Genomic DNA, 15,810 nt, shown 5'->3' on the forward strand with positions numbered 1-15,810 from the left:
GCCCCCATACACCCCCAACACCAACCCCCCCCCCCCCCCCCCCCCCCCCCCCCCCCCCCCCCCCCCCCCCCCCCCCCCCCCCTCCCCCCCCCCCCCCCCCCCGGGCCGCTTGCCGTCTCATGGGATGGATTTTCCTTTCTCGGAGAGCGAGATGCGGGCACAATCGCGCACATGGGAAAGCAGTACGAAAGCATCGACGGCCGACTGCGGCAGTTCATCGAACGCCAGCCCGTCTACTTCGTCGCGACGGCGCCACTGGCCGGCGACGGGCACGTCAACCTCTCGCCCAAGGGCCGCTCCGGCACCCTCGCGATCATCGACGAACTCACCCTCGCCTACCTGGACTTCGGCGGCTCACAGGCCGAGACCATCGCCCACCTGAGGGAGAACGGCCGGATCACCCTGATGTGGTGCGCCTTCGACGGCCCGCCCACCGTGGTGCGGGTGCACGGCCGCGGCGAGCCGGTCTTCCGGGACGACCCGCGCTTCGCGGAGCTGCTCGCCCGCTTCGAACCCGGGGCGGACGGCTCGGGCCTGCGGGCGATCGTGCTGGTCCGGGCCGAACGGGTCAGCGACTCCTGCGGGTACGCCGTGCCGTTCATGGACTACCGCGCCGATCGCGAGCTGCACGCGCAGTACTTCGACCGCAAGGACGAGGAGGAGTTCGGCGCCTACTGCGAGCGCAAGCCGCTGGTCGGCACCAGCCTCGACGGCCTGCCCGCCCTCCCGCTGCCGCTCCCCGACCGCCCGGCCCGATCCACTCGATCGGCCTGAGCCCCCGGGGGAGCCGGGGGGCGTCGGGGCGTACACGGGAGCCGGACGGATCGTGACGTGACGAAGCCGCCGCACCCTGGGGGTGCGGCGGCTCGTGTGCGTGCGGGTGGCGGCGGGCTTACTTGCCCAGGCCGGCCTTGACGGAGCAGATCGGCCAGGCGCCGGGGCCCTGGGCGGCGAGGACCTTCTCGCCGATCGCGATCTGCTGGTCCTTGGTGGCCAGGTGGGCCTGGGGGGCGTACGCGGTGCCGCCGAAGGCCGCCCAGGTGCTGGAGGTGAACTGCAGGCCGCCGTAGAAGCCGTTGCCGCTGTTGATGGCCCAGTTGCCGGTGGCCTCACAGGAGGCGACCTTGTCCCAGACCGACGCCGGCGCGGCGGAGGCGCTGGTGGCCGTGACGAGGCCGGCCACCGGCAGCGCGGTGAGCGCCCCGGCCATCAGAGCCATCCGGACGCGGTTGCGGCGCTTCGGGGTGGCAGTGGTGGTGGCAGCGGCAGTCTCGTTACGGAAGGTCATGCGTTTCCTTTCGGAGGGGGTGTGCGGGCGTGCGGAACCAGGCCCTCGGAAGGCCGTCGGTTGCGGGGACACATCGCTCGCGCGGTCCGGCACCGTTCCTGCTCGGGGGCGGTGAGGCCCGGCCGGAGCGGAATCGCTCGGTGCAACGGGTTCGAAGGTACGGGGGCGGTCGTGGCGGTTTCAAGGAATCGCAGGTTTGAGCACGTCAGAGGCCTGTTACCGCAGGTAGCGATCACGAAAATAAGGTGATTTCGACCGATTTGCAGCTATTTCCAAGATCAAACCACCCCGGGAAGTGGCCCCCGTCACCCCGGAGCCGGTGTGAGGCCGCGCACACCGTCGACAGCGCGTGACGGCCCGCCCGCCCCCGGTACCGGCCCGGCGCCGTCGCGGGCCCGCCCGGGTGGCCCGCGCCACAGCCCTCACCCGGAGTGCCCCCGTCGGCCACCCACGGTGGCGGGCATAGCCTTCCGCCCATGAGCAATGACAGCGATGCGGCCGACACCGGGGCCGTCGAGGGCGCGGGCCGACCGGCCGACGCCGAGCACGGGGAGCACCAGCCGGCCGTCGCACCGAGCGGCTTCGAACTGGGGACCGACGGACCCAAGGTGATCCTGGCGGGCCTGGACGGCTCCGACTCCTCCTGGCGCGCCACCGCCTACGCCGCCGGACTGGCCCGCCGGCAGGGCGCCCAGCTGGCCATCGCCTACATCCAGCCGATACTCGGCGCCGCCACCGCCCTCGCCGGGGCCGCCGTGGAGGAGACCACCCAGGAGGTCGCCGACGAACTGCTCGCCGCGCTGCGCGAGGCCGAACAGCGGGTGAGCGAGGTCTGGCGGGTGGAGTGGCGCTTCCTCACCATGCGCGGCGACCCCTACACCGGCCTCGCCAAGCTCGCCGACGAGCTGCGCGCCGACGCCGTGGTGGTCGGCGTCTCCGAGCAGGCCGGGCACAAGGTGATCGGCTCGGTCGCGGTCCGGCTGGTCAAGGCCGGACGCTGGCCGGTCACCGTGGTGCCGTAGCCGTCAGGGGTGTGGCTGTCGGGGGCGCGGCTAGGAAGGGGTATGGCCATTAAGGGGTGCGGCCACAAAGGGGAGTGGCCGCCCGCCGGGCGGTGCCGGGGCGGCGGGTAGGGTGCGTGACCATGACGGAGACGTCGGGCGCGCACCCCACCGAGCCGGCCCACCCGACCGGTAACGACCTGCACCTGGAGCTGCCCGCCACCGGCGGCCGCCGCGCCGCGCTGATGGCCGCGCTGCGCGAGGCGATCCGCAGCGGCAGACTGGCCCCAGGCACCCGGCTGCCGCCCTACCGGGCCCTCGCCACCGACCTCGGCCTGGCCCGCAACACCGCCGCCGAGGCCTACGCCGAACTCGTCGCCGAGGGCTGGCTCACCGCCCGCCAGGGCTCCGGCACCACCGTCGCCGACCGCGCCGCACCCGTCCCGCCCACCCGGGCCCGCCGCCCCGCGCGCCGCCCCGGACCGGTGCACGACCTGCGCCAGGGCCGGCCCGACGCCGCCTCCTTCCCCCGCGCCGCCTGGCTGGCCGCCGCCCGCCGGGCCCTCACCGCCGCCCCGAACGAGGCCTTCGGACCCGGCGACCCCCAGGGTCGGCCCGAACTGCGTGCCGTCCTCGCCGACTACCTCGCCCGCGCCCGCGGCGTGCGCACCGACCCCGACCGGATCGTGGTCTGCTCCGGCTTCGCCCACGCGCTGCGCCTGCTCTTCGACGGCGCCGCGCCCGCCCTTCCGCCCGCCGACCAGGGGCCGTTGGCCGTCGAGGCGTACGGGCTGGGCTTCCACCGCGGGCTGCTGGCCGCCGCCGGCGTCACCGCCGTCCCGCTGCCGATCGACGAACAGGGCGCCCGGGTCGAGGAGTTGGCCCGGCACCCGGAGCTCCGTACGGTCCTGCTCACCCCCGCCCACCAGTTCCCGACCGGCGGCCCGCTGCACGCCGGGCGCCGCGCCGCCGTGATCGACTGGGCGCGCGGACGCGGCGGGCTCGTCCTGGAGGACGACTACGACGGGGAGTTCCGCTACGACCGCCAGCCGGTCGGCGCCGTCCAGGGGCTCGACCCCGACCGGGTCGTCTACCTCGGCAGCACCAGCAAGAGCCTCACCCCGGCGCTGCGCCTCGGCTGGATGGTCCTGCCGGACCACCTGGTCGACCAGGTGCTCGCCGCGAAGGGCGAACGCGAGGCCTGGGTCAGTGCGTTGGACCAGCTGACCCTCGCCGAGTTCATCGACTCCGGCGGCTACGACCGCCACCTGCGGCGGATGCGCCGCCGCTACCGGGACCGCCGCGACCAGCTGGTGGCCGCGCTGGCCGCCCACGCCCCGCACATCGAGGTGTCCGGCATCGCGGCCGGTCTGCACGCCGTGCTGCGGCTCGCCCCCGGCACCGAACGGTCCATCCTCAAGGCCGCCGCGTACCGGGGCCTGGCGGTCGAGGGGCTCGCCGACTACCGGCACCCGGCGGCCGATCCGGTGGCGACACCCGCCGTCGACGGCCTGGTGGTCGGCTACGCCACGCCGCCGGACCACGCCTGGCCGGCCGCGCTCCGGGCGCTGTGCGACATCCTGCCGGCGCCGGCCTGAGCGCAATGGGCTGAGCGCAATGGCCTGAGCGCACCGACCCCGGCCGGACCCGCCCGACGGTCCGCGCGCGCGGCCCGGGCCTGCGGGGTGCGCGGCGAAGGATAGGGCACCGGCGGTTCCGCCGGGCCGGAACGCGGACGGTCGGCCCCCGGCGTCCGCCCGCCGCTCGTACGCGAGTACGGGTTCGGGCCGAGGAGGGCGGTCCCGACGGCGCCGCCCCCTACGCTCCTTGGACATGCGCAGAACACATCTGAGCCGTGCCGCGCTCGCCGTGGGCCCGGCCCTCGCCGCCGGACTGCTGCTGACTGCGGCACCCGCCCGGGCCGCCGACAACCCGCTGCCCCTGACGGCCGTCTCCGACCACCAGACGACCGCCCGGGGAGGTGAGTTCACGCTGACCCTGACGCTCACCAACCCGTACGACACCCCGATCCAGTTCGTCTACCAGAGCGTCCAGGAGACGTACGCCACCAGTCTGGTGCCGGGGCTCAAGTTCACCGCCACGGCCTGCGGCACCCAGACCAACGGCTGCAGCGACAACGTGCACGGCGGCATCGCCCGTTACGACGTCCCGCTCGCCCCCGGCGCCAGCAGCACCTTCACGGTCACCTACACCGTGGCCCCGGACTCGGCCTGCGGCCAGGACGTCCGGATCGACTTCTACTCGTACCTGTACTACGAGTACCAGGGCGGTCTGGCCAACAACTCCGGCATCCTGGGCATCCCGGGCACCCAGGTCGCCTGCTGATCCACCCCCTTCCCCCCGGCGCGGCCCTCGCGGCCGCACCCCCCGAACACCCGTCAGGTGCCGGCCACCCCCGTACCGGCACCTGACGGGCCTTCCGCGTGTGTCGGAGCCGGGTGACAGGATCGGACCGTGCCCGACACCCACGCACGAGCGCCCCGCCGCCCCGCCGCCCACGACGACCTGCCGATGCCGGACGGGCTCCACGCCGCCCTGCGGGAGCGCGTGGGCGCGGAGCTCGCCGCGGGCCGCTTCGACCGGGTGCGGCAGGGCCTGGAGGTCGCCTGAGCGGTGTGCCGGGTTGACGGCGGGAGGCGCGTGCGGCAGGAGGGTGGAGCGGAGCGGGTGAGGCGCACGGGGTACGGGGTGCGCGGGGTGCGCGGGGTGCGCACCGGCGAACGGGTGTTCCGGTGACGATCGCGGCCCGTGGGGGCGGATCACCGGAGATTCACCCTATCGGGGGGTAGTAGGCCGCCGTACGGGCTCCGTCGGGTTCTGGTGATCTAGGGTTCCGGATGGGCCGCCGGGCGATGGCGGTCGTCCTCACGAAACTCGCCAACTTCCCCACCAGCTCGCGGATCTGATGATCCGTTGCGGAGCATGCACCGGGACGGAGCGGTACCGGCCCCGGCTGCCTGATCCGACCACACGAATGGAGACCCCTGCCGATGTCCGTGGACACGACGAGCCCGGAGACACAGCAGGACCGGCAGCAGAGCCTCGCGACGGCCGCTGCCCGCAACCTTGCCACCACGACCAAGTCCGCCCCGCAGATGCAGGAGATCACCTCCCGCTGGCTGCTCAAGGTGCTCCCGTGGGTCGAGGCCCACGGTGGCGCGTACCGGGTCAACCGACGGCTCACCTACACCGTCGGCAACGGCGTGGTGGAGTTCATCAAGACCGGCTCCCAGGTCCGCGTGATCCCGGCCGAGCTGGGCGAACTTGCCCTGCTGCGCGGCTACGAGGACGAGGAGGTGCTGACCGCCCTCGCCGACCGCTGCCAGCAGCGCGACTTCGGCCCCGGCGAGGTGCTCACCACCCAGGGCGAGGCGGCCGACCGGATCTTCCTGATCGCGCACGGCAAGATCAACAAGATCGGCACCGGCAAGTACGGCGACGAGACCGTGGTCGGCGTGGCCGCCGACGGCGACCGCTTCGGCGACGACTCGCTGCTCAACCCGGACGCCGTCTGGGAGTACACGGCGAAGACCACCACCTCCGGCGTCGCCCTCACCCTGAGCCGGGACGACTTCGCCCGCATCCGGGACAACGCGCCGAGCCTCCAGGAGCACCTGCAGACCTTCCTGTCCCTGCCGCTGCAGGCCCAGAACGAGCGCGGCGAGGCCGAGATCGCCATGTCGGCGGGCCACCGCGGCGAGTACGAACTCCCCGGCGCCTTCGTGGACTACGAGCTCAAGCCGCGCGAGTACGAGCTCAGCGTCGCTCAGACCATCCTCAAGATCCACACCCGCGTCGCGGACCTGTACAACCAGCCGATGAACCAGACCGAGCACCAGCTCCGGCTGACCATCGAGGCCCTGCGCGAGCGGCAGGAGCACGAGATGATCAACAACCCGGAGTTCGGCCTGCTCCACAACGCCGACTTCGACCAGCGGATCCAGACCCACTCCGGCCCGCCCACCCCGGACGACCTGGACGAGCTGCTCAACCGCCGCCGTGACCCGGACTACCTGCTGGCCCACCCCAAGACCATCGCCGCGATCGGCCGCGAGTTCAACGCCCGGGGCATCTACCCGCACCACGTCGACCTCGGCGGGCAGCAGGTGCCGGCCTGGCGCGGGGTTCCGATCCTGCCGTGCAGCAAGATCCCGATCACCAAGGAGAACACCAGCTCGATCCTGGTGATCCGTACCGGTGAGGACAACCAGGGCGTCATCGGCCTGCACCAGACCGGTCTGCCGGACGAGTACCAGCCCTCGCTCTCGGTCCGCTTCATGGGGATCGACGAGAAGGCGATCATCTCCTACCTGGTCAGCGCCTACTACTCCTGCGCGATCCTGGTGCCGGACGCGGTCGGCGTGCTGGAGAACGTCGAGATCGCGCACCGCCGCCACTGAGCGCGGGGAACGGCGGGCGCGGGCCGTAACCGGTCGGCGCGAAGATCGTTCCACCTGATGACGGACGGCCCGCCCCGGAGGCGGGCCGTCCGCCTGATCACGTCTGAATGCGCATGGTCGCACCCGATCGGCTCTGAGCCGGATCCGACCACTGCTGTCCGTTCCCGTCGGCTGATCAGCCAGATCCCTTCCGTCCTCGCCCGGACGACCCGAGAGGTGTGTGGAGCCCATGCCGCAGCGCCGGCAGTACCGACGGATACCGCGGCACGGCGGCGGGGGTGCGGCCCCCGGTCGACGGGCGCGGCTGATCGGTGCGGCGGTCGGCGTGGTGGCGATGTGCGCGCTGGTCGGCGGGGCCAGCGCCTCGGGGGCCGAACGCCCCGGCGGGCATCCGGGCGGCGGGGCCGTCGACACCTGCGTGTGCACCGGGACCGACGTGTCCACCACGGTGGGCCCGGGCGGCAGCGTGGACGTCGGAGTGGACGTGGACGTCCAGGTCGGCGTCACCGTCGCGCCCGACGTCGGCCGGCACCACGGACCCCGGCCGCCGCACGACCACCACCACTGCCACCGGCCGCCCACGGCCGGGACGCTGCCCGCGGTGCCCTCGCCCTCCGCTACGGCCGGGCTCCGGCCCGAGCCGGGGCGACCGGCCGACGACCACGGGGGCGGCGACGACGGGCAGGGGGAGCACGGGGGCGGCTGGTGGCACGGGGGGCACGGGGGGCACCACCATCACCACCATCCGCATCCCTGCCCGAGCCCCACGCCGACACCTACGCCCACGCCTACGCGTACGCCGACACCGACACCCACGCCTTCCCCGACGCCCACGCGTACGCCGACACCTACCCCGACACCCACGCCGACGCCTACGCGCACGCCGACCCCAACGCCCACGCCTACGCGTACGCCGACGCCGACCCCGACGCCGACGCTCACCCCCACCCCCACGCCGTCCCCGACCGCGGTGCCGTCACCTCCGGGCCCCACCCCGCCGCCGTCGCCCCCGGCACCGGCGTCTCCGCCCGCACCGGCGTCACCGCCCCCGGCGGTTCCCGCCGTGCCTGCGGCCCCGGCCCCGGCCCCGGCCCCCGCCCCGCAGCCGCCACCGCCCGCGGTGGTGCCGGTTCCGGCAGTACCCGACGCCCCGACGGCCCCCGCCGTGGTGGTGCCCAGCCCCGCGCTGCCGAGCGCGGCCGGCCCGAGCCCGGCAAGCCCGAGTCCGGCCGGCCCGAGCCCGGCCTGGCCCACACCGTCGGCGCATCCGTCCTTCAAGGTGGTGCGGGCCGCCAAGCCGGCGCCCGTCGCACCGTCACACCACGGGGCCTCGACCACCACCACGATGCTGTTGATCACCGTCCCCGCGGTGCTGGCGGCGGCCTCGCTGCGCCCCGGCCGCGGCCGCGGTCGCGGTGGTTCCGGGTCCTGAGGGTCCTGAGGGTCCTGACGGCGACCGCCCCGACCTTCCCCCGGCCCCTCCTGCCGAGTGCGCCCGGGGTTCACCTTTCACGTCACGAGCCAAGCCAGAGAAGGGAGTTCCCATGTCCGAGTGGGTGGCGCTGATCATCGCCATGGCGGCGGCCGGTGCCGTCGTGTTGGCCGTGGTGGTGCTGCGGCGCCGCAGTGCGGGCGCCGTCGAGAAGACCGACGAGACTCCGGACGTCATCGAGTACATCACGATGATGATCGGGGTGGTCTACGCGATCGTCGTCGGTCTCGCGATCGCGGGGGTCTGGGAGGCGCGCGGCGCAGCCCAGGACGACCTGTTCCGTGAGGCGCAGTCGCTGCGGGAGGTCAGCGACCGGGCGGTGGTCTACCCGGTCGAGTTCCGCGACCAGGTCCGGGCCGATGTCGACGCCTATGTCACCTACGTGGTGAACGTCGAGTGGGACTACATGGGCAAGAACGGCGAGATCACCGACAAGGGCACCCAGCTGCTGGACAAGATCCAGAACGAGCTGGTCTCCCGGACGCCGGCCTCGGACCTGGAGTCCCAGGCCTACCAGCCGATCACCGACCGGATCAGCCAGGCCTCCGACGCCCGCAACCAGCGCGGCCAGAACGCCGGGCCGACCATGCCGGGCGTAGTGTGGTTCGGGCTGATCGGCGGGGCGGTGGTGACCATCGGCATGATGTTCGCGCTGCAGATCCGGCACACCCCGAGGGAGTTGATGCTGGCGGCCTGTTTCAGTGTGCTGATCGCCTTCCTGCTGTTCATGATCTGGGACTTCGACGATCCGTTCGCCCGGAGCGTCTCGGTCACCACCCAGCCCTTCGAGGACCTCTTCCCCTCGCTCAACCTCAAGAGCTGAACCGGAGCGGACGCCGGTGGTCCCGAGCGGGGCCACCGGCGTCGGCTTGTCACTGATCGGGCGTCAGCGAAGGCTGCTGTCCAGGGAGTTGAGCATGGTCCCCGAGGCGTCGTCGTTCTCCAGGGAGAAGGCGAACAGCCCGCCCAGGCCCTTGCTCTTGGCGTAGGCGCCGCGGGCCCGGACGGCCTGCGGGGTGTCGCCGGTCCAGAAGTTGGTGCCGTCGTAGACCCAGCTGCTCTCCGTCACCGCGTCCCAATGGGTCTGCGCGGCGGTCGGGTTGAGCTCCTTCCAGGCGGCCAGACCGGCCTCCTGGCTGAGCGGCTTGGCGGCCGTCGGGCCGGTCGCGCTCTGGTACAGGCCGTAGTTCGAGCCGGCCGGGACGCCGGTCCAGCCGCGCCAGTAGAACGGGATGCCGAGCACGATCTTGCTCGCCGGGAAGCCACCGGGGATGCCGTACTCGGGCAGGCCGGTGGTGTACGCGGTGAGCGCGGTGTCGACGTTGTACTTGCGGGTGCCGGGGGTGATCGGCGTGGTCGGGTCCGCCGGGCTGTCGTGCAGCGGGTCCTGGTGGTTGGTCGGGCCCTTGGCGTCCCAGGAGCCGTGCATGTCGTAGGACATCACGTCGGCGTAGTCCAGGTAGGCGCCGATCTTGTCCGTCTCCAGCTGGGCGATCTTGTCCTGGCCGCTGGGCAGCGCGGCGCTCAGCAGGTAGCGCTTGCCCTGGGCGGCGCCGAGGGCGTCCAGCTGGGTGCGGAACTCCTTGAGCAGCAGGGTGTAGTTCTGCTTGTCGGCGGGGGAGTAGTGGTTGCCGGTGTGGCCGCCCGCCGAGCCCGGGTACTCCCAGTCGATGTCGATGCCGTCGAAGATGCCGGCCGCCGAGGCCGCGCCGCCGGAGGCGTCACCGGCGACCCCGGTCGGCAGGTTCCCCTTGAGGAACATGTCGACGCAGGAGGAGACGAAGGCCTTCCGGGAGGCGTCGGTGGCGGCCGCGTCCGAGAAGTACTTGGAGTACGTCCAGCCGCCGATCGAGATGGTGAAGCGCAGGTTGGGGTACTTGGCCTTGAGCTGGCGCAGCTGGTTGAAGTTGCCCTTGAGCGGTTGGTCCCAGCCGTCCGTGCTGCCGTCCACGCTGGTGGCGGAGGTGTAGCCGTCCTGGTAGTCGGCGTAGGCGTCGCCCGCGCCGTCACCGGCGTTGGGGTCGGAGTCGTTGGCCGAGTCGGAGGCCTTCACCGCCTGGAAGCAGGTGAACTTCGAGGGGTCGATGTTGGCGAAGGCGTAGTGGATGACGTCCAGCTTGCCGGCGGCGCCGCTGGTGTCGACGTTCTTCGGGTAGTACGCGTTCTCGTAGATGCCCCACTGGTCGAAGTAGGCTGCGCGGACCGGCTGTTGGGCGGGGGCGGCGGCGGTCGTGGTGCTCACCGGGGCGGACTGGGCGGAGGCGTGGCCGCCCGAGTAGCCCTGGACGCTGAACGTGTAGCCCTGCCCGGGCCGCAGCGAGCTGACGGCGACCGAGGTGCCCATCGAGGTGGCGACCAACTGGCCGTTGGACCACACCTTGTAGGCGACCGGGCCGTCGCCGCCGTTCAGGGCGGACGGCTGCCAGCTGAGCACCACGGCGCCCGAGGTGACCTTGCTGATCGTGACGCCGGTCGGGGTGGTGACCTTGCCGTCCCCGGCCGGGCCGCTCGCGGTGGCGGTTGCGGTCGGGCTGCCGGTGGGGCTTCCGCTAGGGCTGCCGCTGGGCGATCCGCTGGGGCTCCCGGTCGGCGAGCCGGTCGCGGTCGGACTGCCGCTGGGCGAACCGGTGGCCGTGGGACTGCCCGAGGCCGTCGGGCTGGTGGACGCCGTCGGGCTGGTGGACGCCGTCGGGCTGCCGGTGGCCGTCGGGCTGGTGGAGGAGGTCGGCCCGCCCGGCCCGGTCAGGGTCAGGTCGTCCGCGTAGTACGTGCCGGTGCCGTACCAGCCGTGGGTGAACACCGTGACGGAGGTCGTGGTGGCGCCGGTGGTGAAGGTGCTGCTGAGCTGGCTCCAACCCGACCCGCCGGGCGTCCAGTTGGAGGCGTTGACGCCGGTGCCGGTGGCGCCCAGGTACACGTAGCTGCCCTGGACCCAGCCGGCCAGGGTGTAGCTGGTGTTCGGCTGGACGGTGACGGTCTGCTGGCACTGCGCGGTGTCGGAGCCGGAGGCGGCGCCGCTGAGCGCGTAACTCCCGCCGTGCACCGGGGTGGTGACCACCGAGCCGTTGGAGCAGCTCCAGCCGGACAGGGTGCCGGACTCGAAGCCGCCGTTGGCCAGCAGGTTGACCGGCGAGGCGGCGGCGGAGCCGAGGGTGAGGGCGAGGGCGGCGCCGCTGGTGGTCAGCGTGGCGGCCAGGGCCAGTGCGGTGGCCCGTCTGTGCCGGGCGGCCCGGCGAGCGGCTCGCCCCTGGGCGGGCAGGTCGGGCCGTGCGGGCAGGACGCGGTCGTGCATGCGGGGTGTCCTCCGGATGTGTGGGGGTTCCGGCGGTGCGTGGCCCGGACGGGCCGTGGGGAGCCGGCCCGGACGCGGTGGGGGCGGCCGGGCGGGGTGACAGGTGCTTGACGGGTGCTCGACTGAACAGATTGGACTGGACCAATCTGCGCCGTCAAGGGTGTCCACCCGCTGGACCGACCGGGGCCGCGCACAGCGGCCGACCGGTAGGTTGACCGGGACGGAACAGGCCCGCCGAACGGAGGAGCGCATGGACAGTCAGGGCTGGGACGACCGCTACGCCGCGAGTGAACTGGTCTGGGGCACCGCGCCCAACCGGTGGGTGGTGCGCGAACTGACCGGCCGCACCCCCGGCCACGCCCTCGACCTGGCCACCGGCGAGGGCCGCAACGCCATCTGGCTCGCCACTCAGGGCTGGGAGGTCACCGGCGTCGACTTCTCCGCCGTCGCCCTCGAACGCGCCGAACGCCTCACCGCCGAACTGTCCGACGAGGTCGCCGACCGCCTCACCTGGCGCCACGGCGACGCCCGCACCCACGAGGCCCCCACCGTCGGCTACGACCTCGTCCTGGTCGCCTACCTCCAACTGCCCGCCGCCGACCGCCGCGCCGCACTGCGCCGCGCCGCCGAGGCACTCGCCCCCGGCGGAACCCTGCTGGTGATCGGACACGACCTGAGCAACCTCACCGAGGGCGTCGGCGGCCCGCAGGACCCGGCCGTGCTCCTCACCCCGGAGGACGTCCTCGCCGACCTCGCCCCGTACGGCCTGCACGTCGTGCGGGCCGAACGCGTCCGGCGCGAGGTCGACACCGAACCCGGCCATCGGGGCGGTGCGACGGGCGTCGCGATCGACACCCTCGTACGACTGGAACGGGGTGCCGTGTGACCACCCGTCCCACCCGCCGGCTGCTCCTCGCAGGACTGGCCGCGGCCCCCCTGGCCCTCGCCGGCTGCTCCTCCGGCACGAAGGACAAGGCCGACAGGACCGGCCCGGTGGCCAGGGCCAGTGACCCGGGCGGCGCCGCCTTCGTGATGATCATCCGGCACGGCGAGAAGCCCGACGGCAACCAGCCCGGCCTGGACGAGAACGGTAAGCCCGACGGCAAGTCCCTCACCCAGCGCGGCTGGGACCGGGCCAAGGCGCTGCCCACCCTGTTCGCCGCGCCCGCGACCGGCCTGCGCACCCCCGTCCGGATCTACGCCGCCACCGACCAGGGCCCGCTGGCCGGAGCCCACCGGATGCGGCAGACCGTCACCCCGCTGGCCGGCAAGCTCGGGCTGACCGTGGACACCGGCTACGCCGAGTCCCAGGAGTCCCAGCTGGCCGGTGCCGCGCTCGCCGGAACGCAGCCGGTGCTGATCTGCTGGGAACACTCCCGGATCCCGCGGATCGTCGAGGCGCTCGGCGCGGCCGGCAGCGGGGCGCCGGGCACCTGGCCGGACCGCTTCGACCTGGTCTGGGTGTTCTCCCGGACGGCCGGCGGGGCCTGGATCTTCCAGGAGGTGCGTCAGCATCTGCTGGACGGCGACGCCTGATCCGCCCGGTCGCCCCGGCCACGGCCCGCCGTGCGGGCGGAACCGGTGGGGCTGCTGGGTGGGAGTGTCGCCGCCTGGGTAGGGGACCTGGACGGACGCCGTCCGATGATCATAGTTTCTCTGTGCACGATAGGTTCACGGCACGGACGGCGGCAGGAACGAGGAGGGCACGATGGCCGTTTCGCTGGCCAAGGGGCAGAAGATCAGCCTGGAGAAGCCGGGCGGTGGGCAGTTGAGCGTGGTCCGGATGGGCCTGGGCTGGCGGGCGGTGCAGCGCAAGGGCTTCCTGGCCAAACTGCTGTCCGCCGGGCAGGAGATCGACCTGGACGCCTCCGCGGTGCTCTTCGCCCACGGCAAGCCGCTGGACGTGGTCTTCTTCCAGCACCTCACCAGCAACGACGGCTCGGTCCGGCACAGCGGGGACAACCTGGTCGGCGGTGCCGGGGACGCGACCGACGACGAGTCGATCACCGTCGACCTGACCAGGGTGTCCGCCGAGGTCGACCAGATCCTCTTCACGGTGAACTCCTTCACCGGGCAGACCTTCCAGGAGGTCGAGGCCGCCTTCTGCCGCCTGGTGGACGAGACCACCGGCGTCGAGCTGGCCCGCTACACCCTCACCGGCGGCGGCCCCTACACCGCCCAGATCATGGCCAAGGTGCAGCGCACGCCGGGCGGTTGGCAGCTGGCCGCGATCGGCCAGCCCGCCAGCGGGCGCACCTTCCAGGACCTCATGCCGGAGCTGGTCAAGCACCTGTAACCCGACCCGGGCTCCGGCGCCTCGGCCAAGGTTGAGGTCGAGGCCGCGGTCGCGGCGCCGGAACCCGGCCAGGGCCGGCAGTCCTCGGCCGGGGCCGACAGTCGGCGACGGCGGCAGTCCGGCCGGTCGGGCCGTCCTGCCGCCGTCGGCGGTTCGGTGCGTGCGCGGGTGCTACTTCTTGGCGCTCGCCGAGGGGGAGGGCGAGAGCGAGGCGCTCGGCGAACCGCTCGGCGTGGCGGAGGAGGTGGCGCCGGGGGTCGCGGTGGCGCTCGGGCTGCCGCTGGGCGTGGGCGTCGGGCAGTTCGGGGCGGTGGTCGGGGTGGCCGACGGGGTGCCGGTGGGGGTGGCCGTCGGGCTGGCGGAGGGCGAGGGCGAACCGGTGGGCGTGGCCGTTCCGGTGGGCGTCGCGGTCGCGGTCGCGGTCGGGCTCGGGCAGGACGTCGGGGTGCCGGTCGGAGTGCCGGTCGGCGTACCAGTGGGGGTGCTGGTGGGGGTGGCCGTCGGGGACGCGCTGCCGGACGGCGTGGTGGTCGGAGTCGTCGTCGGCGTGCCGGTGGGGGTGGCCGTCGCACTGGCGGAGGGCGAGGGCGAACCGCTCGGCGTCGGCGTGCCGGTGGGCTGCGCGGACGGCGTCGGAGTCGGCGTGGCCGCAGGCTCCGTCGGCCGGCCGCCCGGCGTCGGGCCGGTGCCGCTGCCGCCGGTCGGGGTGGTGCCCGGGGTGCCGGTGGTGCCGGACGGCCGGAGGAAGGGCGAGGGCGTCGAACCGGGCACGGTCGGGATGCCCGGGCGGTCCGCGACCGTGGTCACCTGGCCGCTGCCGAAGTGCGCCATCCAGTTGCGGACGGTGCGCAGGTACTCGGTGGAGTTGTTGTAGCTGAGGATCGCCCGGTCCAGCTGGGCGGGGTCGGAGAGGTCCCGGCCGCCCGCGCACAGGTAGCGCCCGGCGGTCTCGGCCGCGTCGAAGATGTTGTTCGGGTCGGCCGTGCCCTTGCCGGTGGCGTCCACGCCCCAGGAGGCCCAGGTGGAGGGGATGAACTGCATCGGGCCGACCGCGCGGTCCCAACGGGAGTCGCCGTCGTAGCGACCGCCGTCGGTGTCGGGTATCGCGGCGAAGCCGTTGCCGTCCAGCACCGGGCCGAGGATCGGGGTGAGCGTGGTGCCGGCGGTGTCCACCTTGCCGCCGTTCGCCTGGCCGGACTCGACCTCGCCGATCGCCGCCAGCAGCTGCCAGGGCAGGTGGCAGCCCGGCGAACGCTGCGCCAGGGAGGCCTCGGCCTTCTGGTAGGCGGCGAAGACGGTGGCGGGCAGCGAGGGTCCGTTGGCGGTGAACGGGCCGGCCGCGGGCAGACCGGGCTGGGTGCCGGGCGGCTGCGGCAACTGGACGGCGCTGCCGCCGTCGGCCGCGGTGCCGGGGACCCCGGCGGCCGGGCCGCCGAAGGGGGTGGCGGAGCCGCCCGGGGCCTGCGCGGCGGCGTCCTGTGCCTGCCCGGCGTCGGCGGCGGCGGCCGGGGCGAGCCCGAGGCCCGACACCTGAGAGCCGGTCAGCGCGGCCAGCGCGGCGAACGCCGCAGCCGTGCCGGTGACTCGCTTGCCGATCCGTACCTTTCGCCCGCCCTTGGCACTGCCGATCCTCGCCGCCATCTGCTGCCCCTCCCCATTGCCGTCCGGACCCTCCCGGAACGGTTGAGCCTTCGTCATCGTGCCCGTCCGCCGATCGGCGGCGCCCGCCGCCGCAACGATTAGTATCACGACGATCTGACAGGGACAGGATGGACGGGAGGCGGCCGCGAACCCGACGACGGGTGAACGCGGCACCCCGGCCGCGGGCCGCCCGTCCGACCGCCGGGGCGCGGTGTCCGCGGCCCGCTCCATCTCCGCCGCCGCTAACGGGAGTTGACCGTAGGGCCAACGCCGGTCGGCCGGGTCCCCCCCGGCGGTCGGACGGGCGGTTCGAAGCGCGGGGGTGGTGCGTGGGCGTCGTTTCGGGCTCCCCGGCGGCGCCCGTCGCCGACCCCCTGAC

General features: G+C 73.8%; 14 protein-coding genes. 11 read left to right on the forward strand and 3 right to left on the reverse strand.

All coding sequences use genetic code 11. The features are described from left to right. The first annotated feature begins 171 nt into the window (after window positions 1-171). Window positions 172-774: a pyridoxamine 5'-phosphate oxidase family protein gene (locus ACZ4W5_RS11390; RefSeq protein ID WP_465653974.1), complete on the forward strand. Its 603-nt coding sequence runs from the start codon at window positions 172-174 to the stop codon at window positions 772-774. A gap of 118 nt (window positions 775-892) precedes the next feature. Here ACZ4W5_RS11390 and ACZ4W5_RS11395 read toward each other — a convergent pair whose 3' ends face one another. Further along, window positions 893-1,288: a transglycosylase family protein gene (locus tag ACZ4W5_RS11395; protein ID WP_402480353.1), complete on the reverse strand. Its 396-nt coding sequence runs from the start codon at window positions 1,286-1,288 to the stop codon at window positions 893-895. Window positions 1,289-1,764: 476 nt separating this feature from the next. Here ACZ4W5_RS11395 and ACZ4W5_RS11400 point away from each other — a divergent pair, with 476 nt between their 5' ends. The 7 genes from ACZ4W5_RS11400 to ACZ4W5_RS11430 all read left to right on the forward strand — a co-directional run bounded on the left by ACZ4W5_RS11400 (window position 1,765) and on the right by ACZ4W5_RS11430 (window position 9,025). Beyond that, entirely contained in the window at window positions 1,765-2,310 is a 546-nt protein-coding gene (locus ACZ4W5_RS11400; RefSeq protein WP_465653975.1) for a universal stress protein, read from the forward strand. Window positions 2,311-2,432: 122 nt separating this feature from the next. Further along, window positions 2,433-3,887, forward strand: a complete 1,455-nt coding sequence (gene pdxR / locus ACZ4W5_RS11405; RefSeq protein WP_465653976.1) for a MocR-like pyridoxine biosynthesis transcription factor PdxR — start codon at window positions 2,433-2,435, stop codon at window positions 3,885-3,887. Window positions 3,888-4,122: 235 nt separating this feature from the next. Next, the gene (locus ACZ4W5_RS11410) at window positions 4,123-4,635 is read left to right on the forward strand and encodes a hypothetical protein (RefSeq protein WP_465653977.1); all 513 of its coding nucleotides are present in this window, start codon (window positions 4,123-4,125) and stop codon (window positions 4,633-4,635) included. 129 nt (window positions 4,636-4,764) lie between these two features. Next, a complete protein-coding gene (locus ACZ4W5_RS11415) occupies window positions 4,765-4,920 on the forward strand; it encodes a hypothetical protein (protein ID WP_465653978.1) in 156 nt (51 codons plus the stop codon). Window positions 4,921-5,300: 380 nt separating this feature from the next. After that, window positions 5,301-6,710 (forward strand): family 2B encapsulin nanocompartment shell protein, encoded by a 1,410-nt coding sequence (locus ACZ4W5_RS11420; RefSeq protein WP_360240476.1) that lies wholly within the window; start codon window positions 5,301-5,303, stop codon window positions 6,708-6,710. 1,063 nt (window positions 6,711-7,773) lie between these two features. Continuing rightward, window positions 7,774-8,142: a hypothetical protein gene (locus ACZ4W5_RS11425; RefSeq protein ID WP_465653979.1), complete on the forward strand. Its 369-nt coding sequence runs from the start codon at window positions 7,774-7,776 to the stop codon at window positions 8,140-8,142. 112 nt (window positions 8,143-8,254) lie between these two features. Further along, window positions 8,255-9,025, forward strand: a complete 771-nt coding sequence (locus tag ACZ4W5_RS11430; protein WP_360240470.1) for a bestrophin-like domain — start codon at window positions 8,255-8,257, stop codon at window positions 9,023-9,025. 63 nt (window positions 9,026-9,088) lie between these two features. On the opposite strand, the gene ACZ4W5_RS11435 is transcribed toward ACZ4W5_RS11430, so the two are convergent. Further along, entirely contained in the window at window positions 9,089-11,494 is a 2,406-nt protein-coding gene (locus tag ACZ4W5_RS11435; RefSeq protein WP_465653980.1) for a glycosyl hydrolase family 18 protein, read from the reverse strand. A 250-nt stretch (window positions 11,495-11,744) separates the two neighbouring features. Between ACZ4W5_RS11435 and ACZ4W5_RS11440 the strand changes: the two genes are divergently transcribed. From ACZ4W5_RS11440 to ACZ4W5_RS11450, 3 genes are all read left to right on the forward strand, one after another. Next, window positions 11,745-12,380: a class I SAM-dependent methyltransferase gene (locus tag ACZ4W5_RS11440; protein WP_465653981.1), complete on the forward strand. Its 636-nt coding sequence runs from the start codon at window positions 11,745-11,747 to the stop codon at window positions 12,378-12,380. After that, window positions 12,377-13,030, forward strand: a complete 654-nt coding sequence (locus tag ACZ4W5_RS11445) for a hypothetical protein (protein ID WP_465653982.1) — start codon at window positions 12,377-12,379, stop codon at window positions 13,028-13,030. Before ACZ4W5_RS11440 ends, ACZ4W5_RS11445 begins: the two co-directional genes overlap by 4 nt. Before the next feature lie 172 nt (window positions 13,031-13,202). After that, window positions 13,203-13,790, forward strand: coding sequence for a TerD family protein (locus ACZ4W5_RS11450; RefSeq protein WP_465653983.1), 588 nt, complete (start codon window positions 13,203-13,205; stop codon window positions 13,788-13,790). A gap of 171 nt (window positions 13,791-13,961) precedes the next feature. On the opposite strand, the gene ACZ4W5_RS11455 is transcribed toward ACZ4W5_RS11450, so the two are convergent. After that, window positions 13,962-15,431, reverse strand: a complete 1,470-nt coding sequence (locus ACZ4W5_RS11455; RefSeq protein WP_465653984.1) for a lytic transglycosylase domain-containing protein — start codon at window positions 15,429-15,431, stop codon at window positions 13,962-13,964. Between the last annotated feature and the right edge of the window lie 379 nt (window positions 15,432-15,810).

This window comes from Kitasatospora sp. NPDC029367, from assembly GCF_055569135.1.

Bases quoted from the DNA above. Each gene is read 5' to 3' on its own strand.
- ACZ4W5_RS11410 (WP_465653977.1), top strand. From the start codon at position 4,123: ATGCGCAGAACACATCTGAGCCGTGCCGCGCTCGCCGTGGGCCCGGCC.
- ACZ4W5_RS11430 (WP_360240470.1), top strand. From the start codon at position 8,255: ATGTCCGAGTGGGTGGCGCTGATCATCGCCATGGCGGCGGCCGGTGCC.
- ACZ4W5_RS11400 (WP_465653975.1), top strand. From the start codon at position 1,765: ATGAGCAATGACAGCGATGCGGCCGACACCGGGGCCGTCGAGGGCGCG.
- ACZ4W5_RS11390 (WP_465653974.1), top strand. From the start codon at position 172: ATGGGAAAGCAGTACGAAAGCATCGACGGCCGACTGCGGCAGTTCATC.
- pdxR (WP_465653976.1), top strand. From the start codon at position 2,433: ATGACGGAGACGTCGGGCGCGCACCCCACCGAGCCGGCCCACCCGACC.
- ACZ4W5_RS11450 (WP_465653983.1), top strand. From the start codon at position 13,203: ATGGCCGTTTCGCTGGCCAAGGGGCAGAAGATCAGCCTGGAGAAGCCG.
- ACZ4W5_RS11435 (WP_465653980.1), bottom strand. From the start codon at position 11,494: ATGCACGACCGCGTCCTGCCCGCACGGCCCGACCTGCCCGCCCAGGGG.
- ACZ4W5_RS11420 (WP_360240476.1), top strand. From the start codon at position 5,301: ATGTCCGTGGACACGACGAGCCCGGAGACACAGCAGGACCGGCAGCAG.
- ACZ4W5_RS11455 (WP_465653984.1), bottom strand. From the start codon at position 15,431: ATGGCGGCGAGGATCGGCAGTGCCAAGGGCGGGCGAAAGGTACGGATC.
- ACZ4W5_RS11440 (WP_465653981.1), top strand. From the start codon at position 11,745: ATGGACAGTCAGGGCTGGGACGACCGCTACGCCGCGAGTGAACTGGTC.
- ACZ4W5_RS11395 (WP_402480353.1), bottom strand. From the start codon at position 1,288: ATGACCTTCCGTAACGAGACTGCCGCTGCCACCACCACTGCCACCCCG.